This is a genomic window from Novosphingobium sp. BL-A-28-Hi1-0D (assembly GCF_055521755.1).
The window spans coordinates 651,130-671,120 of the sequence record NZ_CM145502.1; the positions used below are offsets into that span (position 1 = coordinate 651,130).

Sequence of the window (19,991 nt, forward strand, 5' to 3'; positions counted from 1 at the left end):
GAACCTGCTATCCTCGCGGCGAGTTGGGAAGACAAGCAAACCGCTTCGAAGGAGCCGCAAGATGGCCACGACCCCCGATTCTCCGCAGCCCGACCGAATCAACCCGCAGTCCCCGCCCGAAAGCCCACCGGTGACCGAACCGGACGGCGTGCCGCCCGTCATCCAGCCTGATGAAGCTCCGGTGGTGGAGCCGGATCAGGTGCAGCCGGGAACGCCGCAGGAAGTGCCAGCGGCGCCGGATTGATTTGTAGCATCTTCTTCCTCGTCATCCCGGGCTTGACCCGGGATCCGGCTTCTTTTTGCAGGGGTTGCGCGGAAGAAAAGCTGGGCCCCGGGTCAAGCCCGGGGCGACGGTGGTTTTGTGCTTCAATGTAACTCGGCGGATCAGCGGGCCAGACTGATACGTGGCAATCAGCTTTCAGGAAACGGCAACTCCAAACCGTGCTCCTTGAGGACTTTGACGTAGAATTTTACCCGATGCTCTAGCTCATCAACGAGTTCCTTCAGATCGTGCCAATGATCTGAATCCGGTTCTGCACCAGAAAGTGCCGCCAACGCCATGCTGTGCATATTGTCGAGAGAATCCCCCTGAATCAGCATTCCCGGAAATTTACGGTCGGGATGCCGCATGACTGCAGCGTTGGTTGCATCAGAGTAAATCTCAACTGACATCGTGCGCATCTTTACCCCCTTAAACTGACCAATGGTCACTGAGGCCTACGCTACCAACCTCGTCAGCATCGCAATCACACCGAAGCTAGCCTGCTGCGGCTGAATTCTGGCGCCAGCGCCACCATCCCCCCCACACTCCAGACAATAAGCCCTGATCCCGCCGCCTTCCATCAGGCGCATCACGTCGGCCTGCATCCGCGCCATCAGGCCCTGCTGCTGCGCGGAGAGTGCTCCGGCCAGATCGTGGGCCCGCGCCTCGGGCGCTTCGCCGGTTTCCATCTGGCGCAGGAGCTGGGCGAAGGGGCTGGGTTCGTCGGCGATGTACTCGGCGTGGAAGGTTTCGGCCTTGGCTTGGCTTGCGACCCACGCGACTGCATCGTCGAGGCCGCCGAACTGGTCGACGAGGCCCAGCTGGCGCGCGGTGCCGCCGTCCCAGATGCGGCCTTGCGCGATCTTGTCGATGTCAGCCGATGACTTGCCGCGGGCCTTGGCGACGAGGCCGAGGAAGCGGGCGTAGGTCTGTTCGACCTGGCCTTGCAGCAGCGCTTCCACCTGCGGGCTGAGGCCACCCAGAAGGTCAGGCTGGCCCGAAAGCGGGGTGGTGCGGATCGAATCGGTGGTGACGCCATATTGCGGCAGCGTCTGTTCGAGCGTGGGGATGACCGCGAAGACGCCGATCGAGCCGGTGATCGTGCTCGGTTCGGCAAAGATGCGCTGGGCAGGCGTGGAGACCCAGTACCCGCCGCTGGCGGCAAGGCTGCCCATCGATACGGCGACGGGCAGGCCCTTGGCCTTCACCCGCTCCACCGCCGCGCGGATGCGTTCGGACGCCATGACCGAGCCGCCCGGCGAATCGACGCGCAGGACGAGGCCTGCGTAATCGTCGCTCTGCGTCACGCCGTCGATCAGGGCGGCGATACGGTCTCCGCCTGCGGTGCCGGGGCCGGCATCGCCATCGACGATCTCGCCCGCGACGGTGACGACGGCGACGGCCTTGCCCTGTTTGGGCGCGGGCTTGTCAGCCAGATAGACGGGGAGTTCGGTGGCCTTGAAGCCTCCGAGGCCTTCCTCGTCGTCCGCGCCGACAATCTCGGCAACGCGCTGGCCAAAGGCTACGCGGTCACCGATCTTGTCGACAAGGCCGGACTTCAGCGCGGCTTGCGCGGCATCGTTACCGTTGTCCGTTACCCACTTGGCGGGATCGGTGGTGGCGAGCGTGAGGTCGGCCTTGGGACGGGCCTTCTTCACCTCGTCCTGCCAGTTCTGCCACAGCGTGCCATAGACCGCCTGCATCGCCTCGCGCGCTTCGGGCGACATTTCCGCGCGCATGTAGGGTTCGACCGCGCTCTTGTAGGTGCCGACCCTGAAGATGTGGACGTTGGCTTTCAGCTTGTCGATCAGGCCCTTGTAGAACAGCAGCGTGCCGCCGGGGCCGCTGATGGCGACGCCCCCCATCGGATCGACCCATGCTTCGGACGAATGCGCGGCAAGCTGCATCGCATCGTCGGTGTAGATCAGCGCACGGACGAGGACGGGCTTCTTTGCCGCACGCACCTTGTCCATCGCCGCACCGATCTGGCTGAGGTGGACGGCCGAGCCGCCGCCGAAAGCTTCGAGATCGAGTACGACCGCCTTGATGCGCTTGTCGTCTGCCGCAGTGGCAATGGCGCGCGACAGATCGCGGGCGGTGTATTCCGGTTCGGGCGTTTGCCCTGACAGCAGCTGGGTGGGCGAAACCTCGCTCGCTTCTTCCACCACGCGGCCGTCCAGCGGCAGGTACAGCGCGCCTTCACGGACCATGCCGGGGGCTGGCCGCAGCGTGAGGACAGTGTAAAGCCCTGCGAAGAACAGGAGCAGGAACAACAGGACGAGACCGTCCTTGATGGCGACGAGGATCTTCCAGACCGATTTGGCAAAGCTCATGGGGTGCAGACTATTGTGGACGGCGGCGCAATGCCAGCGGGAAACCGCTTGAGCGCAGGGCACCTGCCCTCTAGGGAACTGGTTTCAATGCAAAGCCCAACAACACCCCAAGCGGGCCGCTATCCAGCGGGCGGCCTCGCCTTCCCGCACCGTGACCTGACCGGCATCGGCCAGCTTGCGCGCCACGAGATTCTCTACCTCCTCGACGAGGCGGAGCAGTGGGTGGAACTGAACCGGCAGCCGAAGAAAAAGACCGACCTACTGAACGGTCTGACGATCATCAACGCCTTCTTCGAAAACTCCACGCGCACGCTCTTGAGCTTCGAGATTGCGGGCAAGCGGCTGGGCGCCGACGTGGTCAACATGCATGCCGCCACCAGCAGCGTGAAGAAGGGCGAAACGCTGATCGACACGGCGATGACGCTCAACGCCATGCGCGCCGACGCCATCGTGATCCGCCATGCCAGCTCGGGCGCGGTGCGGCTGATTGCCGAGAAGGTCGATTGCCCGGTGCTCAATGCAGGAGACGGTCAGCATGAACATCCGACGCAGGCATTGCTGGATGCGCTGACCATGCGGCATGCGCTGGGGCTGCCCATCGGCTCGGACCTCAACGGGCTGAAGGTGACGATCTGCGGGGACATCCTGCACAGCCGCGTGGCGCGCTCAAACATCCTGAGCCTGACCGCGCTGGGCGCCGACGTGCGGGTCTGCGCGCCGCCAGCGCTGATGCCGGCCGAGGTCGAGGCGATGGGCGTGACGCCGTTCTTTGATTTCGACGCGGCGCTCAAAGGGGCCAACATCGTGATGATGCTACGCCTGCAGCAGGAACGCATGAGCGGCCAGTTCATCCCCTCGCCGCGCGAGTACCGACACCTTTATGGCCTTACGCCGGAGCGGCTGGCGCGAGCCGAGCCGGATGCCTTCGTGATGCACCCGGGGCCGATGAACCGGGGGATCGAGATCGATTCGACCGTGGCCGATCACCCTACCCGCAGCCTCATCACGCGGCAGGTGGAAATGGGCGTGGCGATCCGCATGGCCTGCCTTGAAGTGCTCACGCGCCGGGCGCGCGGCGTGCCGGGCTGGGAAGCTGCCAATGAACTCGGGAAGGGAGCGGCAGCATGATCGCGCGGCCTCTGACGATCACCGGCGGGAAGCTGGTGCTGGGCGCGGGCGAGCCGGTGGCCGGAGCCTTGCGCTGCGAGGGCGGGCGGATCGTCGCTATGGGCGATGTGACGCCGGAGGACGGGGACGAGGTCTTCGACGCGGGTGGCAGCCTGATCGCGCCGGGTCTGGTCGATCTGGGCGTCTTTGCCATCGACAAGCCCGCGTTCCACTTTGGCGGGATAACGCGCGCGGCACTGATGCCCGATCAGGGTCCGCCGCTCGACCATCCGGCGCGGGTGCGCTTTGCCGCGCAGTCGGGCAAGCCGGACATGTGGGTCCACCCGCTGGCCGCGGCGACGCGAGGGCTTGAAGGCAGCGAACTCGCTGAGTTGGCGCTGATGCGCGATGCGGGCGCGAAGGCGGTGGCTACCGGGCGCGGCTGGATCGGCGATTCGGGCGTGATGCTGCGGCTGCTGCGCTATTGCGCGATGCTCGGGCTGGTCGTGGTAACCCACGCCGAGGACGCCGGGATCACCGGATCTGCGGTAGCGACGGCGGGCGACGTGGCGACGCGGCTCGGCCTGCCAAGCGCTCCGGCAGAGGCCGAGGCACTGGCCGTGGCGCGCGACATTGCGCTGGCCGAGCTTTCGGGCGCACACGTCCATTTCCGGCAGGTAACGACGGCGCGGGCGCTTGATCTGGTGCGCGCGGCCAAGTCGCGGGGCGTGAAGGTAACGGCGGGCGTAACGCCTGCGCACTTCATCCTGTCGGACCTCGAGCTGGTCGGCTTCCGTACTTTCTGCCGGATGTCCCCGCCGCTGCGGCAAGACGCAGATCGCAAGGCGGTGGTGGCGGCGATTGGTGACGGCACGATCGACGTGATCTCATCAGGCCACGATCCGCGCGGGCCGGAAGACAAGCGCCTCCCCTTCGCCGATGCGGAGCCGGGGATGGCCGGGGCCGAGACGCTGCTGCCGCTGACGCTGACGCTGGTGCGCGATGGCGTGATCGATATGGCCCGGGCCTTCGAACTGCTCGCCGCCAATCCGGCCAAGCTGCTGGGCGTTGAGGCCGGACGGCTGGAAATCGGGACCGAGGCAGATATCGCGGTTGTCGATCCCGCGCGGCCATGGATCGTCAATTCCGACAAGATGGCGGCTGCCGCCGGCAACACGCCGTTCGATCGCAGGCCGGTTGAGGGCCGCGTGTCCGCGCTGTTCAAGGGCGGCGCGCGGATCGACTGATACGGGAAAGGGCGCGGAACCCATCGGTCCCGCGCCCTTTCACCGCTCTCTCACGGTAACTCTTAGCGCTTGGCCATGCGCGTTTCGGTCGGGCGCTGCTGGCCGGGCGCGGCGGGGCCGTTGCCGCGCAGTACCAGGCAGACGCCGCCGCGCGACTTGACAGAGCCGCACATCGAGCTGGCCGAGGCATAGCCGCCGAAGCCCGCTGCCTGAACACGCCAGAACTGCTTGCCGTTTACGGTGACCTGCGTGGTCACGTTGGCGAAGTTCTTCAGCGAAGGATTGCGCGCGGTGTAGTGCCGCCATGCGCGACGGGCGCCTTCGGGGGTCGAGAACGAGCCGAGCTGGACGAGATGCGTCCCTGCCTTTGCTGGCGTGGCAGCAACCTTGAGAACCGGAGCCTTGCGGGCCGGAGCGGCAACGGGGCGGACATAGGGCTGCGAAGCGGGCAGGTCGATCAGGGCAAGCTGGGCCTGCTGCGATTGCGACGAGGAGTCGGCGAGCGCAGGCGCGGGCGTCGAAGTGTCGGTCGCGGGCAGTTCTTTGACCGCCGCTTCCGCCAGCGCGGGCGCAGCAGCCGCCGGTTCGGCGCGGGTTGCGGCCTCGGTGGCGAGCTGTTCGGCAGCGGGGAAGTTGGCGAGCGCCAGCGCCTGCGGCTGGCCGGTGTCACCACGCAGCGGCACGCCGAGCAGAGTGGCGACACGATCGCGGGTGCGTTCGGAATAGCCCATCAGCGCCCACTGCTCCATGCGGTCGCCGAGCTGGTCGGCGGGCACGTCCTGCGCGGCCATTGTGCGGGCTTCGCGCCACTGTCCGGCAAGCGCATAGGCCAGCGCGAGGTTCTGGCGGACCTTCGGCGTGTTCTCGCCACCGCGCAGCGCCTGGCCCAGGATCTGCGCGCCTTGCTGCGGTTGTCCGGCGAGCGCGAGGGCAAGGCCGTAGTCCGAGGCGGGGAGGCTGTCGCGGTAGGAATTGAGCGTGTCGATCGCTTCGCCGTGGCGGCCGAGCGCGATATCGGCCAGCGCAAGGCTGAGCGCCGTGCGGCTCGAGTCCTCGCCGAGGTCCATCGCCTCGTCATAGGCCTGGCGCGCGGATTCGAAGCGGCCCGCCTTGAGGTAGGCATTGCCCAGCAGGACGCGATAGGCCGGGTTGCGCGGATCGGCGAGCACGGCCTTTTCGGCATTGTCGACAGCAGCCGTGGCCGAGCCCTTGGCCAGTGCGGTCTGGGCGGAGGAGGCGAACTTGTCCGGGTGGGCACCGCCGGCGCTGCAGCCGGTCAGGACGCCTGCGGCAAGCGCGGTGGAGATGGCCAGGCGGGTCGCCCGGTTGGGGGCGCCCAAGGTGGCAGCGAAGGCAGAGAAGCGGTTCGTCATGCTCAGGTTTCCTTCGGCAGTCAGTTGCGCGTGATAGCGCGCCGGGCGAGGTCCTCGAGCCCGGGAAGTTCGTCGAGAAAGTTGTCGAGTGCCTTGGTCACCAGTTCCTGCGCGCTGCTGTCTTCGAGCGTGCAGGCGAGGCGGAGGCGCAAGTGGCGGTAGTTGTCGAGGCGCAGCGTGAAGGCAGCCTTTCGGCCTTCCTGCAGGGCCGAGCGGATGGTCTTGCCGCCTTTGCTGCGGTTGCGCACGATCTTGACCGAGCTGGCCGAGGCGAAGTCGGACGCGGGCGCGGGCTTTTCGAAGGCGGCAACCTTGCTGGCGAGCGTCTCGATCTGCTGGACGATCACCGGCTGCTCGACCGGCGCGGTCTCTTCAGCGGCAAGGTCTTCACCAAGATCGTTCCAGCCAAGGTCATCCTGCGTGAGGACGCGGCTTTGTTCTTCAAAGCTGATCGCCAGTTGCGGGCGCATGGCCGGGCGTGCTGCACCCTTGCGGGCGAGCAGGCTTGGCGAAAGCGATGCGAGAGGCTTTGACGCGCTCATCCCCCGCGCTCCCTTCAAGACCCGACGACGCGGCGGCCGAAGCCGCCCATCGGGCGCTGTGCTCCGGCCATCGGCACGGCGGCGGCCTGCTGCGGCACGGCAAAGACGGTGCGGCGGAAGTTCTTTTCGAGCCGCTCGGAGATATAGGTCCACAGCGCGGTCACTTCGGCAGCGGACTTGCCACCCGGATCGCACTCCATGACCGTGCGGCCATCGATCATCGAAGCGGCGAAATCGGTGCGGTGATGCAGCGTGACAGGCGCGACCGTGCCGTGCTGCGATAGCGCGACGGCGGCCTCGGAAGTGATTCGCGCCTTGGGGGTGGCGGCGTTGACGACGAAGATCAGCGGCTTGCCCGCGCGGTCGCACAGATCGACCGTGGCTCCCACGGCGCGCAGGTCATGCGGGCTGGGCCGGGTCGGCACGACGATCAGTTCGGCAACCGAGATCACCGACTGGATGGCCATGGTGATCGCGGGCGGGGTATCGATCACGGCAAGCTTGAAGCCCTGCTGGCGCAGGATTGCGAGGTCCGATGCAAGGCGGGCGACAGTGGTCTGGGCAAAGGCGGGGAATTCTGCCTCGCGCTCGTTCCACCAATCGGACAGGGAACCTTGCGGGTCGATGTCGATCAGGACGACGGGGCCAGCGCCCGCGCGCTGTGCCTGGACGGCGAGGTGGCCGGACAGGGTCGTCTTGCCCGATCCGCCCTTCTGCGATGCCAATGCCAGTACGCGCAAAGCCCATTTCCCCCGAAAAACACAAACCTTCGGCGTCCGGATTCGCAGATCGGGCTGAAATTTCGGTTAACGCGCGTTCAATTCGGCAGTCAGGGCGCGAATGCGTGGCCAAGCGGAAGTCGCAGACTGGCGGGCTTTTCGGCCTCGTAATCGCCGATAAGACTTCGCTAACGCCTCGTTGACTATAAGCGCCAACGAAATGACGCCGAGGGCCGCGCCGCGCACGTGACCGGCCGCTCCCGGGTTCCAGCGAAGAAGACGGGCATTGTCGAACATGAGGGACTTCACGCGCACGACTGCACTGGCTGCCGCTCTGGTGGCCGCAACGCTTTCCGGCAAGGCCTCGGCCGACACCAAGGCCGGGGTCGATGCCTGGTCGCGCGGCGATCACGAGGCGGCGGTCAGGGAATGGCTCGGTCCGGCGGCGAAAGGCGATGCCGATGCGCAGTTCAACATGGGGCAGGCCTTCAAGCTCGGCAAAGGCGTGCCGCAGGACCTGAAGCGTGCCGAGGCATGGTATCGCAAGGCGGCAGAGCAGGGCCACATCAAGGCCGCCGACACGCTGGGCCTGCTGCTGTTTCAGGACAACCGCAAGGCCGATGCCATGCCGTTCCTGCAGGCTTCGGCCGAACGGGGCGAGCCGCGCGCGATGTATATTCTGGGCGTTGCCCACTTCAATGGCGACACGGTCGGCAAGGACTGGGTTCGCGCCTATGCGCTGATGACCCGGGCTGCGGGAAGCGGTCTCGATCAGGCAACGCGCAGCCTTGCCACGATGGACGGGATGATCCCGCTCGAGCAGCGGCAGATGGGCGTTTCGCTGGCAGCCGAGCTTGAACAGAAGGCGCAGGCCAAGCGCTCGCAGCAGTTCGCGGCGGCAGATCTTGGCGTCAAGGCGTCACCCACCGCGCCGCTGCGTCCGGTCGTACCCGGCGGTTCGCTCGAGAAGACAGAGCTGCCGCCCTCGGTGATCACCGCCGGGGCAGATTATGCCAACCCGGTGACGATGCCCGCGCCCAAGCGCGTGGTCGGGGCCAATGCGCCGGGTCAGAAGCCTGTGCCGGTGACGGTCCATGTCGGCGAGAAGCCGGAGATGAAGACGGCTGTGGCCAAGACTGCGGTTGCCAAGCCTGCTGCGCCCCAACCTGCAACGCCCAAACCGACAGCAGCACCTCCGGCAAAGGGCAACTGGCGCGTCCAGCTTGGCGCTTTCGGGGTCAAGGCCAATGCGGACGGATTGTGGAGCAAGGTCAAGGGCCGCCCGGAACTGGCGGGCCATGGCCGGATCGACCTCCCCTCGGGCGCGGTCACGCGGTTGCTGGCGGGCGGCTTTGGCGGACAGGCCGAGGCGGACAAGGCCTGCGCCGCGCTCAAGGCTGGCGGCTTCACTTGCCTGGTGGTAAAGCCCTGATGGCTTGGACGAAGACACTCCCCGAACACGCATAGAGGCGATCGATTTCTTGCGCGGCGTGGCCGTGCTGGGGATTCTGGCGATCAATGTGACCGGGTTCTGGGGGCCGTCGCTCGCGACGTTCTCGCCGCGCATTCCGGATTTCGCAGCAGGTTCAGACCCGTGGTTTGCGGTCGCCTTCGTCCTGTTCGAAGGCAAGATGCGCGCGCTGTTCAGCCTGCTGTTCGGCGCGAGCATGGTGCTGTTTGCGCAGAGTGCCGAGCGGCAGGGCGCGGACCCTGACCTTGCGCAGTTGCGTCGGCTGGCATGGCTACTGCTGTTCGGCTACATCCATTTTGCGCTGCTGTGGTGGGGCGATATCCTGTTCCTTTATGCGCTGTGCGGACTTGGCGCGCTGGCACTACGCAGGCTGGAGCCGATCCAGCTACTGGGCATAGCCCTGCCCTTCTACCTGCTGGCCCAAGGCATCCAAGCGCTGTTTGCCCTGCCGGGCGTGTTCACCGAACAGGCGGTGCTGGCCGGGACTGCGCCGGCATCGGACGTGGCCGAGCAGGCGGCGATGATGGGCCGGATCGCCGCGTCGGTTGCCAAGGACTTGGCAGTGCTCAACGCCGGGTTCCTTGATGCCATCCGGCTCAAGCTGTCGGGCGCGCCGCTGCAACCGCTCATCACCACGCTATCGACCTTCACCGAGACGCTGCCGCTGATGCTGATCGGCATGGCGATGGTGCGCAGCGGATTCTTTACTGACTGGCCGCGAAGACGGCTCGCGTCCATCGCCGGGATCGGGATTCTGGGCGGTGGCGTGCCGACCGTGCTGGCAACGCTCTGGCTGTGGCATCATGGCTGGCCCCCACGCGCGATGTTTGCGGCGATAGAGCATGGTATGGCCCTGCCCCACCTGATGATGGCGCTGGGCTATGCGGCGGCATTGCTGCTGGTGTTCCCCGCTGTGCGCGAGCGGGCATTGGCGCGGGCACTGGTGGCAGCAGGCAAGTGTGCGTTCAGCAACTATATCGGCACGACCGTATTGATGGGCGCGATCTTTTCAGGCTGGGGGCTGGGTCTTGGGCCGGAACTGCCGAGAAACTGGCTGCCCGCCTTCGTGCTGCTCGGGTGGATCGCCATGCTCGCCTGGCCGCAGTGGTGGCTGGCCCGCTTCGGGCAGGGACCGCTGGAGCGGCTATGGCGACGGCTGGCCCTTCCGCGAAAGAGTTTGGCCAGCCAGCATTAACCACGAGTGGTAACCTGCAAGAGTGCCCGCGTCCCGCAAGGGGACGCTCGCCAACGGGGACTCGCAAGGCGCTGACTTAACGCTTATTCCTTAACGGGAAAGGAGCGGTCGCGATGTCATTGTTGAAGGGTTGGTGGGATAAGCGCTGGGTGCGCATGCCGCTGGGCTTTCTGGTGACTGGTGCCGCATCGCTGCTGGCGTTCCACGTCGGGCAGAACGTTGCCGAGGTGGCCTTCGGGGGGGGCAAGGCCGAAGCGGCTGCGGTCATGGCTCCGGTGGCCAAGCCCGTTCCTGCCGTGGCGCAAAAGCCGGTCGACGGGCCGTTCGTGGTCAAGTCGATCCTGCCGATCAACGAGCCGATCAAGTTCGGCAAGTTCTACTGGGACGAGACCCGTGCGCCTGCCTCGGGCAAGCTGGTCGTCACTGTGGATCTGACCGCGCGCGTGATTTCGGTATTCCGCGACGGGCACGAGATCGGTGCAGCCGCAATCCTCAAGGGCTACGGCGAGAAGCCGACGCCGACCGGCATTTTTCCGATCACCCAGAAGGACGCCGACCACGTCTCGAACATCTACGACGCCCCGATGCCGTGGATGCTGCGGCTGACCAATGATGGCGTCTCGATCCACGGCAGCAAGGTCGAGGCGGGCTATGCCACCAACGGCTGCATTGGCGTGCCCGATGGCTTTGCCGAAAAGCTGTTCCGGATTGCATCGCTGGGCGACAAGGTGATCGTCACCGATGGCAAGACGATGCAGGTGGGCGATCCGATCCTGACGGGTGAGCACGCGGGCTGAAGAATGCCCACCCCCGACCCCTCCCGCCTGCGGGAGGGGAGTAAGATCAGGCCAGCCCCTTGTCCGGGCTCGTACGCGAGGCATCGCCGACCGAACTGCCGCCATCGACATCTAGAATCGCGCCGGTGACGTAGCTGGCCGCTGGCGTCGAGAGATAGACTGCCGCTTCAGCGATCTCGTATGCCGTGCCCCAGCGCTTCATCGGGATGCGGGCGTAGTGCTGCTGGCGGGTGGTCTCGTCGGGCGCGAGGCGGGCCATGCCTTCGGTGTCGGCGATGGGGCCCGGCGAGATGCCGTTGACGCGCACGTCCGGGCCCCATTCGATCGCGAGGGTGCGGACAAGCTGATTGATGCCCGCCTTTGCCGCGCAGGCATGGGCCTGCATCGCCATGGCCTGCTCTGCCTGCCCCGCCGTGATCGCAATCAGCGAGGCGCCGGGGTTCAGCAGTTCGTGACAGCCCCGGAAGACGTTGAAGCTGCCGAGGAGATCGATATCGACAACGGTCTTGAAGGCATTGGCCGACATGCCGAGCACGGGCGCAAGGAAGTTCCCGGCCGCGCCCGAAATGACGATGTCGAGCGCGCCGATTTCGTCGCGAACGGACTTCATGGCCTCGCAGATCGCGCCGTAATCCCGCACGTCGGCGGCCCGCCAGATCGCATCGTGGCCGATCTCGTCAGCGGCGGCGGCGGCTTTTTCCGGGTTGCGCCCGAGCACCGCGACGCGTGCGCCGAGTTCGGCAAAGCGCTTGGCAATGCCGAGGTTGATGCCGCTGGTGCCGCCCGCGATGAAGGCGGTCTTTCCGGCAAGGACGTCGTCGCGGAAGGGGGATCGGGTCATGCGGGCTTCCTCAGCGGGGGGCCATGCGGATCGCGCCGTCGAGACGGATCGCCTGACCGTTGAAATAGCTGTTGCGCACCAGTTCCATGGCGAGGCTGGCGAACTCCTCGGGCTTGCCGAGGCGCTTGGGGAACGGCACCGAAGCGTTGAGGCTGTCGAGCACCTTGTCGGGCAGGCGGCCCAGCAGCGGTGTGCCGAAGATGCCGGGCATGATCGCGTTGACGCGGATACCGAGGTCCATCAGATCGCGCGCCATTGGCAGAACGAGGCCGTTCACGCCCGCCTTGAGCGAACCGTAGGCGACCTGCCCGATCTGCGCGTCCTGCGCGGCGACCGAGGCCGTGAGAATGATCGTACCGCGCTCGCCATCCTCCAGCGGATCAAGGCTCGCCATGCCCAGCGCGGAGAGCGAGGCGACGCGGTAGCTGGCAATCAGGATGCCTTGCGCGGCGTATTCGTAGTCCTCGGTCGAAAGCCTTTTGAACTCGCCGGTTTCGCGGTTGCGACTGACGGTCTTGCCCTTGCGGTGGGTCATCGCGCAGTGGACGCAGACACGCTCCTGCCCATGCGCGGCGCGCGCCTTGGCGAATCCTTCGACGACCGAGTCCTCCGAGGTGATGTCGACCTTGCAGAACAGGCCACCGATGGCCTGTGCCACCGCCCCACCCTGCTCTTCGTTGATATCGAAGATGGCAACCTTGACGCGTGCCGCCGCCAGCGCCTCCGCCGTGGCACGGCCGAGGCCCGAAGCGCCGCCGGTGACGATGGCGCTCAGGGTATTGTCGATCTTCATGCGAGGAGGCCTCCGAGACGGCCGCGGATGATGGCTTCGGCATCGCTGACGATGCGGTCGATCAGTTGCTGGCAGGTGGGGATGTCGTGGATCAGGCCCTGCACCATGCCGGCCCAGAACACGCCCTTGGACAGGTCACCGGTTTCGAGCAATTGCTTGCCGGCGCGGCCATTGACTAGTTCCTGCACGTCCTCGAACTTCGCGTCCGGCTGTGAGAGGCGGCGGACGACTTCTTCTGAGACCTCGCTGCGGCCGACGCGCGCGGTGTTCTTGAAGTTGCGGAAGATCAGGAAGCTGCCGCGCTCGTCGTTATCGATATAGGCCTGCTTGACGTTGTCGTGGATCGGCGCCTCGACCGTGGCGCAGAAGCGCGTGCCCATGTTGATGCCCTCGGCCCCGAGCGAAAGCGCCGCGACGAGGCCGCGACCATCGCCGAAGCCACCGCTGGCGAGCATCGGGATCTTCACCTTGTCCGCCGCAGCCGGGATCAGGATCAGGCCGGGAATGTCGTCCTCGCCGGGGTGACCAGCACATTCGAAGCCGTCGATCGATATCACGTCGCAGCCTGCGCGTTCAGCCGAGAGCGCGTGGCGGACGGCGGTGCACTTGTGCAGGATGGTCACGCCGTGCGGCTTGAGCATTTCCCAGATCTCGCGGACGGCCTGCGTGCCCGCTGTCTCGACGATCTTCACCCCGCCGTCGATGATCGCCTGGGCATAGGCCTTGTAGTCGGGAGAATTGACGGTCGGGAAGATCGTCATGTTCACGCCGAAGGGCTTGGACGTCATTGTCTTCGTGCGCTCGATCTCGTCGCGCAGAGCTTGCGGAGTCGGCTGGGTCAGCGCGGTGATGATGCCGAGGCCGCCTGCGTTGGACACGGCGCTGGCGAGTTCCGCGTAGCCCACGTTCATCATGCCGCCCTGCACGATCGGATGCTCGATACCGAGCATCTCGGTGATGCGCGTACGGATAGCCATTCCTGCCACTCCCCATGTTGTTTAACTGATCGGTTAAACTGACTCGAGGACCTTGGCAAGCGGGGTCAGAGAATATCGTAGTCCTCGCCCAGCGCGGCGCGCAGCTTGTCGAGCGCTTGCGCCTTCAACTGGTGGACGCGGGGGATGCTGACGCCGAGAACTTCGGCGATCTCCGCAAGGTTCAGTTCCTCGACGAAGTAGAGCTGGATGATCATCTGCAAGCGTTCGGGCAGGTCGGAAATGGCCGAGGCGACCGCACTGCGCATTTCGGAATCGGCGAGCATGGCGAAAGCATCGGGGCGATCGTCGGCAAAGGCGGCGTTGCTGTCCGAATAGGCCTCGTCGATGGCCTCGAAGCGCAAGGGCTGGTCGGCGGCGTTCTGGTCGGCCAGTTCGCGGGGCGTAAGGCCCATCGCGGCGGCAAGCTCGTCGTCGCTGGGGGGACGGCCGAGTTCGTTGGTCAGCGCCGTGGTCTTCTCGCGCAGCAGGCGGCGGCGTTCGGTTGCCGAGCGCGAGAGCGGGGTGGAGCGGCGCACCAGATCGACCATTGCCCCGCGCACGCGCAGCTTGGCATAGGCGGCAAAGCCGTCCTCGGTGGGGCCGTCGTGTCGCTGGGCGCATTCGGTGAGGGCGACGAGTCCGGCCTGAACCAGATCCTCGACCTCTATCCCGGCGCGGCCTGAGCCGTGGACGTGCCAGGCGAGGCGCTTCACCATTGGCAGGAAGCGGCGGATACGATCGGCGGCCTCGTTCTGCGCATAGGCGCGGGCGGCGGCAAAACCGCGGTGGTCGTGTTTCATGCAGCAAGTCCCTCAGGCATTTCGTGCTGGACGGGGGGTGGTGCTTCGCCGCCGATGACCGAGATCACCTCGATCGGCTGGGCGGGCGGCAGTTCGGAAATCGACATGACGAGGCAGTTCGGCGCGCGCAGGCGCAGCAGGGCAGCAAGCGGACGGCGGGCGCGCGGCTGGACGATCAGGGCGACAGGCGGAGCGGCAGGACCGCGCTCCGCGATCAGGGCCGAGATGCGCTCGCCGATGCCGCGTGCGAGATCGGGTTCGATCACCGGTTGGCCGGTGGCGGGATCATGCATCCCGCCAACGATCATCTGTTCGAGCCCGGCTTCGAGCGTGACGACGGGCAGGCATTCGTCAGGTGCGCAGATGCGCCCGACGATCATCGCGCCAAGGTCTGCGCGCAGGAGATCGACCAGACGGTCGTGATCGTTGGTCTGTTGCAGCGCCTCGCTCAGCGCCGAGAGGATCGGCAGCGGGTGGGCGATGGAGATACCGTCGTCGAGCAGGGCGTGGAACAGGCGGGTGAGCGCGCCCAGCGACATCGGCTGCGGGTGGATCGTCTCGACAAGGCCCGCCGCGCGCTCCTTTACGCCTTCGAGGATAGCCTTGACTTCGTCAGGGCCGAGCAGCGCAGAGGGCCGGTCGCCCAGAACCTGGTTGAGGTGGGTGGCAACGACGGTGCTGGCATCGACGGTGAGGAATCCTTCCGCGATGGCGAGATCGCGCTGCGCCGGTTCGATCCAGATGGCGGGGCAACCGAAGCTGGGATCGCGAGTGGCCTCGCCGCGCAAACCGTGGTCGGGGCTGGCCTCGCCCGCATCGATGGCGAGGATCTTGTCGGGGCGCATGTCCGCGATGCCGACCGGTACGCCGCCCAGGAGGATGCGATAGGAATTGGCCCCGAGTTCCAGCGAATCGCGCACGCGGAACTGCGGGACGATGAAGCCGAAGGCCTGGCTTAGCTGCTTGCGCACACCGGTGAGGCGAGCGACCAGCGGCGAGCCGCGGCGTTCGTCGACCAGATGGATTAGGCCATAGCCCATCTCGATGGTGACAAGCGTGTGGTCGCTGACGTCCTCGAGCGTGATGCGGTTGGGATCGATCGGTTCGGGTGCCACGACCGCGACGGGGGCGGGACGGTCCGCGCGTTTCTTGAGAGTCCACCACAGCCATCCGGCAAGACCGGCAGCGGGCAGGAACACGATCTGCGGCATGGCCGGGATCGCCCCGATCGCGCCGAGGATCACGGCCACAGGCAGCCAGATTGCGGGGTTCGAGAACTGGCCACCGATCTGGCCGGTCAGGTCACGGCTGTCGGAGACGCGGGTTACGATCACGGCAGCGGCGATGGACAGCAGCAGCGAAGGCACTTGCGCCACCAGCGCGTCACCGATGGCGAGCGTGATGTAGAACTCGGCGGCCTGAGACGCGGTCAGGCCATGGCTGATCATGCCGAGGCAGAAGCCGGCGATGATGTTGACGCCAAGGATCAGCAGCGCGGCGATGGCATCGCCCTTCACGAACTTGGACGAGCCGTCCATCGAGCCGTAGAAATCCGCCTCGGTGGCGACCTCGCGACGGCGAGCCTTGGCTTCATCGGCGGTGAGCAGGCCTGCGGCGAGATCGGAGTCGATCGCCATCTGCTTGCCCGGCAAGGCATCGAGGGTGAACCGCGCGGACACTTCCGAGACGCGGCCTGCGCCCTTGGTGACGACGACCATGTTGATGATCATCAGGATCATGAACACGAACAGGCCGACCGCGAAATTGCCGCCGATCAGGAACGCGCCGAAGGCCTCGATGACGTGGCCTGCCGCCGCGCCGCCTTCGTGGCCGTTGACCAGCACGATGCGCGTGGACGCCACGTTGAGTGCAAGGCGCAGCAGCGTGGCAAAGAGCAGGACGGAGGGGAACGACGAGAAGTCAAGCGGCTTTTCCGCGTTCATCGCCGCCATCAGGATCGCGACCGAGAGCGCGATGTTGAGGACGAAGAACACGTCGAGCAGGACGGCCGGGATCGGCACGACCATCAGCACGATCAGCATGAGAATGCCGCCCGGCAAGGCCATCGCGGCGGGCGAGCCGAAGCGCTTCAGCATGGCCTAGAGCCCCAGCGCGGAAAGGCGGCCATAGGCCTGCCGGACGTGGGCGGGCGCATTGCTGCCGTCGTTCAGGGCGAAGGCCTGCCGCAAGGTATCGGCCATCGAGCTTGCCGGTGGCGGCACCGGATTGCCGGTGCTTGCCGCCGTTGCCTGGAACTCCCGGGCGACCGGGCCGCCGGTAAACTGCGGGGCCTGAGCAGGCGTGACGCCCATGCTGGCGGCCCATTGCAAGGCTTCATCGCCAGTCGCGCCCTCGCTGGCACCTGTCATCCGGGTGCGGATCAGGTTCATCACTTCGCTGACCGAGCGGGGATTGCCGCTGCGATCGTAGAAGGTGGAGCGGTTGGACGCAGCGGCTGAAGGCAGAAGCGCGGCGGCGCTTTGCGAGGGGTCGCTGGAGAGCGCCGTGAGGAAGCGCCCTGCCCCTTCGGCCCCGAAGAAGTGCGCCAGATACAGCTCGGCATGGTCGGGCTGGCGGCCGAGCACGCCGGTCAGGTAATCGCCGTTGTCGCCTGCCAGTTCGCCCGCCATCGTCGCGGCGACTTGCGGATCGAAGCGCAGCGCGAGCAGCTGGGCGCGGGCCGAAGGATCGCTCGCCGCACCGCTGCGGATCATGTCACTGGCCCAGCCAAGGCCGTGTTCGGCCCCGTGCTTTTCGAGCGTGCGCAGCCAGGTTCCAGCGGTGAACTGGTAGAGCCCCGAAGCGCTCGACGTGCGCGAGCGGGCCGAGGGATCGAGGCTGGATTCGAGCCTGGCCTGCGCCATGAGGTAGGCAAAGTCGGTGCCGGTGGCCTGCGCGGCCCCGGCAATCGCGCCACGCACGTTCGCCCCGGCTGCGCTCGGGGCGGCCGGGGAACCGGGCAAGGCAAAGGCGTCGGCTGAACTCACTGGACTTTCCTTCCGGCCGCAGGCTTGCGGCGTGACGGAAGGTATTCAGCAAGGCCCGTGCCAACTTGGGCACCGCCGGTAGATCAGGCAGTGCGCAGACGGTGGACCTGGGCGTTTGCACGATACAAGGGGGCCGTGCCGGACAGCGCATCGAGCCGCGCCGAGACATTGGCCGCAATCAGGTTGCGCACCTTGCGGTTGGCCTCGTTCTGGCGGCGTGCGGCATCGAGCAGGCCCCGGCATTCCTCATCCACCAGCGCATGATCGACATCGGCCAGCGTGCCGCACAGGTCCGCCTTGTGCGATGCGCAGCCCATGATCATGTCAAGATCGAGGCCTGCAAGTGCGTGCCGTTCCTCTTGCAGGACGGCAAGCATCTGCCGAAGCGTGTCGCGAAGGTCCGAAGGGCGAGCGACGGTGGAAGTGGCCATTACTGGGCAGTCCTCAGCAGCATGCCGGCGGCGATGATCGCATCGGCAATCTTGGCGGGAATGATCGGGTAGGTGCCGGTCTCGATGGCATGACGGATGTCCTTCACGCGTTCCGAATCGACGGGGGCAGACTGCCCTGCATCGAGCGCGCTGGACTTCTCGACCTGCGCCGCCGCACCGGTATCCGCAATCGTTGCAGTATCGGCGACAGAGGCAGTCGAGGCTGCCTTGGCAGACTTGGGCGTACTGACCTGCACCGGCCCAACCGGGCGCGATGCACCGATTTCAATTGGTGACATGGTACCGCTCCTAGCGTTTGATACGGACAAGAACGGTGGTCTTGCCGACGCGTTAAGGGCGGATGCGGAAAAATTTTGCCGGTTCGTGAAAAACCGACCTGTGCTGCTGTCAGTCGACCGGGACGACGACGAGGCCGGGCCGCTCGATCCGGGCGCGGATCGGGGTAGCGCGGGCGCTGGTGCGCACCCGGATCCAGCCACCGACGGGACCGGATTCCATGGCCTCCCCCGCTTGGCTGACAGAAAAGCCCTCGCCTGCAACGGCGATCGTCAGGGCATCGCCGCGGGCGACAGCTGGCGCAGCGGCAGGAGCGGCGGCAGCGCCTTGCCGGTTCGTGCCGCCAACGGCAACGAACAGCCGCCATCCACCGGCATCAGGACACTGTACAAGCACGGTATCCTGACGCGTGCCCTGCCAGCCAAGCGAAAGCTGCGACCGGCAGGCGGCAAGCCGCAGGCGACGGTCGACCGGCAAGGTCGCGCCGCCCGCCTCCCCGATCCCCGCGCCGAGAAAGGCGGCCACTTCGCGGTCGATGGCGACGAGGTCATGGAACGGCGAGGTCTGCGCCTGCGCGGCAGAGGCCGCAATCAGGGCAGGCAGGACGAAAGGCAAGGTTCTGGTCATCGAGGGCATCCGCGAAGGAGAGTGCAATGCCCCGATCCAGCAATCATCGTGCCAGAGCGCCAGGGGTCACCACCGCCTCGCGCGAATAGACCAGCGCCACGCTGGCCCCAGCATGCTCGCCGGGCTCGACGAGAATGCGCGCTTTCGCAGCGCGAGTTCCGCCCTCTGCGGCCATATCCACGGCCTGGGCCATGGCAGCCGCGCGCGCGCCGCTGGCGTAGCGGACCACGATGCGAACTTCGAGGCGGGGGTCTTCGCCCACTTGCGCCAGCCACTCTGCGAGCGACGGCGCTTCGGGGCCGGGGCTCCAGACGGCAACAGGCTCACTGTCGATCGCGGCTGCGACCGGTGGCGGGGGCGGAGAAGCTGCAGCCTTGCCGCCGCCTGCATGGGCAAGGGCGGAGGCGGTGACGAGGAAGAGGATCAGCGAAAGGTCGGCAATCGCATATTGCCAGCCCGTCCCGGCGCGCACGATCACCCGCCAGCCCTCCCGCGAGGATGCAGGCGCTGGACGGTTGCGTGATGCGACAGCGCCGGTTCGAGCTGGCCTGAGAGCCATTCGATCACGTCCTGCCGCTGGCGCTCCTCGTCCTGCGAGCGCCTCTCAACCGCGCGGGCGAGCGGGGCGAGCACGAGATTGGCGAGCAGCAGGCCGTAGAGCGTGGTCATCACCGCCATGGCAACGGTCGCATTGAGCGCCCCCTGATCGAGTCCGGTCGTGGGCAGGCGGCTGAGCGAGACGAGCGTGCCGATCATGCCGAACACTGGTCCCAACTCTGCCGCCTGGGCAAGTGTGCGCACCGCCATTTCCGCAGCGGCGAGACGGGCGCGGCGGTGGCTGTGGTGGCGCTCGATCAGCACGTCGAGCGAGCGCGAGCGGAACAACGCGTCGGTCGCATCATCGAACTCGCGGTCGCCGATGGGGCCAGAGTGCGCGCGCAGGATGCCGTCACGGCGGATCGCGGAGACTTGTCCGGCGAGATCGGCCTTGGCCTGTGCGGCCGAGAAGCGCGCGGTGAAAAGCCCTGCGAGCGCGCGCATGGTCACGGCCAGTTCCCGCCGCCCTGAACGCAGCACGGTGGCAAGCGCCGTCCCGCCCAGCACGATGCCAAGAGACAGTCCGTCGAACAGCGGGGCGGATGGCATTGACCGGGGTTCTCCTCAGGCATCAGGACGGCAGGCGGGCAGGCTT

22 protein-coding genes are annotated in these 19,991 nt (G+C 66.7%); 6 read left to right on the forward strand and 16 right to left on the reverse strand.

Going from position 1 to position 19,991, the window contains the following annotated elements:
- Nucleotides 1–61 precede the first annotated feature (61 nt).
- A complete protein-coding gene (locus ACZ1JW_RS03240) occupies nucleotides 62–244 on the forward strand; it encodes a hypothetical protein (RefSeq protein WP_465141928.1) in 183 nt (60 codons plus the stop codon).
- 167 nt (nucleotides 245–411) lie between these two features.
- Here ACZ1JW_RS03240 and ACZ1JW_RS03245 read toward each other — a convergent pair whose 3' ends face one another.
- Entirely contained in the window at nucleotides 412–711 is a 300-nt protein-coding gene (locus ACZ1JW_RS03245) for a DUF6959 family protein (RefSeq protein ID WP_465141929.1), read from the reverse strand.
- 6 nt (nucleotides 712–717) lie between these two features.
- Nucleotides 718–2,595, reverse strand: coding sequence for a signal peptide peptidase SppA (gene sppA / locus ACZ1JW_RS03250; RefSeq protein ID WP_465141930.1), 1,878 nt, complete (start codon nucleotides 2,593–2,595; stop codon nucleotides 718–720).
- A gap of 87 nt (nucleotides 2,596–2,682) precedes the next feature.
- Here sppA and ACZ1JW_RS03255 point away from each other — a divergent pair, with 87 nt between their 5' ends.
- Both ACZ1JW_RS03255 and ACZ1JW_RS03260 read left to right on the forward strand, forming a co-directional pair.
- Nucleotides 2,683–3,723 carry an aspartate carbamoyltransferase catalytic subunit gene (locus ACZ1JW_RS03255; RefSeq protein WP_465141931.1) on the forward strand — a complete coding sequence of 347 codons (1,041 nt, stop codon included), beginning with the start codon at nucleotides 2,683–2,685 and terminating at the stop codon, nucleotides 3,721–3,723.
- Complete coding sequence (locus ACZ1JW_RS03260; protein ID WP_465141932.1) at nucleotides 3,720–4,949, forward strand: dihydroorotase; 1,230 nt, start codon at nucleotides 3,720–3,722, stop codon at nucleotides 4,947–4,949. Before ACZ1JW_RS03255 ends, ACZ1JW_RS03260 begins: the two co-directional genes overlap by 4 nt.
- Before the next feature lie 62 nt (nucleotides 4,950–5,011).
- Here the strand turns inward: ACZ1JW_RS03260 and ACZ1JW_RS03265 are convergent, their stop codons facing one another.
- From ACZ1JW_RS03265 to ACZ1JW_RS03275, 3 genes are read right to left on the reverse strand one after another with little or no spacing between them, the layout of a single operon-like run.
- On the reverse strand, nucleotides 5,012–6,322 hold the full coding sequence (locus tag ACZ1JW_RS03265; RefSeq protein WP_465141933.1) for an SPOR domain-containing protein: 1,311 nt from the start codon (nucleotides 6,320–6,322) through the stop codon (nucleotides 5,012–5,014).
- 20 nt (nucleotides 6,323–6,342) lie between these two features.
- Nucleotides 6,343–6,864 (reverse strand): hypothetical protein, encoded by a 522-nt coding sequence (locus ACZ1JW_RS03270; protein WP_465141934.1) that lies wholly within the window; start codon nucleotides 6,862–6,864, stop codon nucleotides 6,343–6,345.
- A 14-nt stretch (nucleotides 6,865–6,878) separates the two neighbouring features.
- A complete protein-coding gene (locus tag ACZ1JW_RS03275) occupies nucleotides 6,879–7,604 on the reverse strand; it encodes an AAA family ATPase (RefSeq protein ID WP_465124904.1) in 726 nt (241 codons plus the stop codon).
- Between the two features lie 274 nt (nucleotides 7,605–7,878).
- Here ACZ1JW_RS03275 and ACZ1JW_RS03280 point away from each other — a divergent pair, with 274 nt between their 5' ends.
- The 3 genes from ACZ1JW_RS03280 (at nucleotide 7,879) to ACZ1JW_RS03290 (ending at nucleotide 11,046) form a co-directional block, all read left to right on the forward strand.
- Entirely contained in the window at nucleotides 7,879–9,015 is a 1,137-nt protein-coding gene (locus ACZ1JW_RS03280; RefSeq protein WP_465142719.1) for an SPOR domain-containing protein, read from the forward strand.
- A gap of 4 nt (nucleotides 9,016–9,019) precedes the next feature.
- Nucleotides 9,020–10,249, forward strand: a complete 1,230-nt coding sequence (locus ACZ1JW_RS03285) for a DUF418 domain-containing protein (protein WP_465141935.1) — start codon at nucleotides 9,020–9,022, stop codon at nucleotides 10,247–10,249.
- 113 nt (nucleotides 10,250–10,362) lie between these two features.
- Nucleotides 10,363–11,046, forward strand: coding sequence for a L,D-transpeptidase family protein (locus ACZ1JW_RS03290; RefSeq protein ID WP_465141936.1), 684 nt, complete (start codon nucleotides 10,363–10,365; stop codon nucleotides 11,044–11,046).
- 46 nt (nucleotides 11,047–11,092) lie between these two features.
- Here the strand turns inward: ACZ1JW_RS03290 and ACZ1JW_RS03295 are convergent, their stop codons facing one another.
- The 11 genes from ACZ1JW_RS03295 to ACZ1JW_RS03345 form a co-directional block, all read right to left on the reverse strand.
- Entirely contained in the window at nucleotides 11,093–11,887 is a 795-nt protein-coding gene (locus ACZ1JW_RS03295; RefSeq protein ID WP_465141937.1) for an SDR family oxidoreductase, read from the reverse strand.
- Between the two features lie 10 nt (nucleotides 11,888–11,897).
- Nucleotides 11,898–12,680, reverse strand: coding sequence for an SDR family oxidoreductase (locus tag ACZ1JW_RS03300; RefSeq protein WP_465141938.1), 783 nt, complete (start codon nucleotides 12,678–12,680; stop codon nucleotides 11,898–11,900).
- On the reverse strand, nucleotides 12,677–13,657 hold the full coding sequence (locus ACZ1JW_RS03305; protein WP_465141939.1) for an NAD(P)H-dependent flavin oxidoreductase: 981 nt from the start codon (nucleotides 13,655–13,657) through the stop codon (nucleotides 12,677–12,679). Before ACZ1JW_RS03305 ends, ACZ1JW_RS03300 begins: the two co-directional genes overlap by 4 nt.
- A 65-nt stretch (nucleotides 13,658–13,722) precedes the next feature.
- Nucleotides 13,723–14,457, reverse strand: a complete 735-nt coding sequence (locus ACZ1JW_RS03310; RefSeq protein ID WP_465141940.1) for a sigma-70 family RNA polymerase sigma factor — start codon at nucleotides 14,455–14,457, stop codon at nucleotides 13,723–13,725.
- Complete coding sequence (locus tag ACZ1JW_RS03315) at nucleotides 14,454–16,553, reverse strand: flagellar biosynthesis protein FlhA (protein ID WP_465141941.1); 2,100 nt, start codon at nucleotides 16,551–16,553, stop codon at nucleotides 14,454–14,456. Before ACZ1JW_RS03315 ends, ACZ1JW_RS03310 begins: the two co-directional genes overlap by 4 nt.
- 3 nt (nucleotides 16,554–16,556) lie before the next feature.
- Entirely contained in the window at nucleotides 16,557–17,444 is an 888-nt protein-coding gene (locus ACZ1JW_RS03320; protein ID WP_465141942.1) for a lytic transglycosylase domain-containing protein, read from the reverse strand.
- A gap of 83 nt (nucleotides 17,445–17,527) precedes the next feature.
- Nucleotides 17,528–17,875, reverse strand: a complete 348-nt coding sequence (locus ACZ1JW_RS03325) for a flagellar protein FlgN (protein ID WP_465141943.1) — start codon at nucleotides 17,873–17,875, stop codon at nucleotides 17,528–17,530.
- Complete coding sequence (gene flgM, locus ACZ1JW_RS03330) at nucleotides 17,875–18,174, reverse strand: flagellar biosynthesis anti-sigma factor FlgM (protein ID WP_465141944.1); 300 nt, start codon at nucleotides 18,172–18,174, stop codon at nucleotides 17,875–17,877. Before flgM ends, ACZ1JW_RS03325 begins: the two co-directional genes overlap by 1 nt.
- Before the next feature lie 109 nt (nucleotides 18,175–18,283).
- A complete protein-coding gene (locus tag ACZ1JW_RS03335) occupies nucleotides 18,284–18,799 on the reverse strand; it encodes a flagella basal body P-ring formation protein FlgA (protein WP_465141945.1) in 516 nt (171 codons plus the stop codon).
- A 43-nt stretch (nucleotides 18,800–18,842) separates the two neighbouring features.
- Nucleotides 18,843–19,277 carry a hypothetical protein gene (locus ACZ1JW_RS03340; protein ID WP_465141946.1) on the reverse strand — a complete coding sequence of 145 codons (435 nt, stop codon included), beginning with the start codon at nucleotides 19,275–19,277 and terminating at the stop codon, nucleotides 18,843–18,845.
- Nucleotides 19,274–19,945 carry a MotA/TolQ/ExbB proton channel family protein gene (locus ACZ1JW_RS03345; RefSeq protein WP_465124891.1) on the reverse strand — a complete coding sequence of 224 codons (672 nt, stop codon included), beginning with the start codon at nucleotides 19,943–19,945 and terminating at the stop codon, nucleotides 19,274–19,276. Before ACZ1JW_RS03345 ends, ACZ1JW_RS03340 begins: the two co-directional genes overlap by 4 nt.
- Nucleotides 19,946–19,991 lie beyond the last annotated feature (46 nt).

What these genes read in the sequence shown, in the direction of transcription:
- ACZ1JW_RS03240 (WP_465141928.1), top strand. Translation starts at nt 62, where the DNA reads ATGGCCACGACCCCCGATTCTCCGCAGCCCGACCGAATCAACCCGCAG.
- sppA (WP_465141930.1), bottom strand. Translation starts at nt 2,595, where the DNA reads ATGAGCTTTGCCAAATCGGTCTGGAAGATCCTCGTCGCCATCAAGGAC.
- ACZ1JW_RS03255 (WP_465141931.1), top strand. Translation starts at nt 2,683, where the DNA reads ATGCAAAGCCCAACAACACCCCAAGCGGGCCGCTATCCAGCGGGCGGC.
- ACZ1JW_RS03260 (WP_465141932.1), top strand. Translation starts at nt 3,720, where the DNA reads ATGATCGCGCGGCCTCTGACGATCACCGGCGGGAAGCTGGTGCTGGGC.
- ACZ1JW_RS03265 (WP_465141933.1), bottom strand. Translation starts at nt 6,322, where the DNA reads ATGACGAACCGCTTCTCTGCCTTCGCTGCCACCTTGGGCGCCCCCAAC.
- ACZ1JW_RS03270 (WP_465141934.1), bottom strand. Translation starts at nt 6,864, where the DNA reads ATGAGCGCGTCAAAGCCTCTCGCATCGCTTTCGCCAAGCCTGCTCGCC.
- ACZ1JW_RS03280 (WP_465142719.1), top strand. Translation starts at nt 7,879, where the DNA reads ATGAGGGACTTCACGCGCACGACTGCACTGGCTGCCGCTCTGGTGGCC.
- ACZ1JW_RS03290 (WP_465141936.1), top strand. Translation starts at nt 10,363, where the DNA reads ATGTCATTGTTGAAGGGTTGGTGGGATAAGCGCTGGGTGCGCATGCCG.
- ACZ1JW_RS03295 (WP_465141937.1), bottom strand. Translation starts at nt 11,887, where the DNA reads ATGACCCGATCCCCCTTCCGCGACGACGTCCTTGCCGGAAAGACCGCC.
- ACZ1JW_RS03300 (WP_465141938.1), bottom strand. Translation starts at nt 12,680, where the DNA reads ATGAAGATCGACAATACCCTGAGCGCCATCGTCACCGGCGGCGCTTCG.
- ACZ1JW_RS03305 (WP_465141939.1), bottom strand. Translation starts at nt 13,657, where the DNA reads ATGGCTATCCGTACGCGCATCACCGAGATGCTCGGTATCGAGCATCCG.
- ACZ1JW_RS03310 (WP_465141940.1), bottom strand. Translation starts at nt 14,457, where the DNA reads ATGAAACACGACCACCGCGGTTTTGCCGCCGCCCGCGCCTATGCGCAG.
- ACZ1JW_RS03315 (WP_465141941.1), bottom strand. Translation starts at nt 16,553, where the DNA reads ATGCTGAAGCGCTTCGGCTCGCCCGCCGCGATGGCCTTGCCGGGCGGC.
- ACZ1JW_RS03325 (WP_465141943.1), bottom strand. Translation starts at nt 17,875, where the DNA reads ATGGCCACTTCCACCGTCGCTCGCCCTTCGGACCTTCGCGACACGCTT.
- flgM (WP_465141944.1), bottom strand. Translation starts at nt 18,174, where the DNA reads ATGTCACCAATTGAAATCGGTGCATCGCGCCCGGTTGGGCCGGTGCAG.
- ACZ1JW_RS03335 (WP_465141945.1), bottom strand. Translation starts at nt 18,799, where the DNA reads ATGACCAGAACCTTGCCTTTCGTCCTGCCTGCCCTGATTGCGGCCTCT.
- ACZ1JW_RS03345 (WP_465124891.1), bottom strand. Translation starts at nt 19,945, where the DNA reads ATGCCATCCGCCCCGCTGTTCGACGGACTGTCTCTTGGCATCGTGCTG.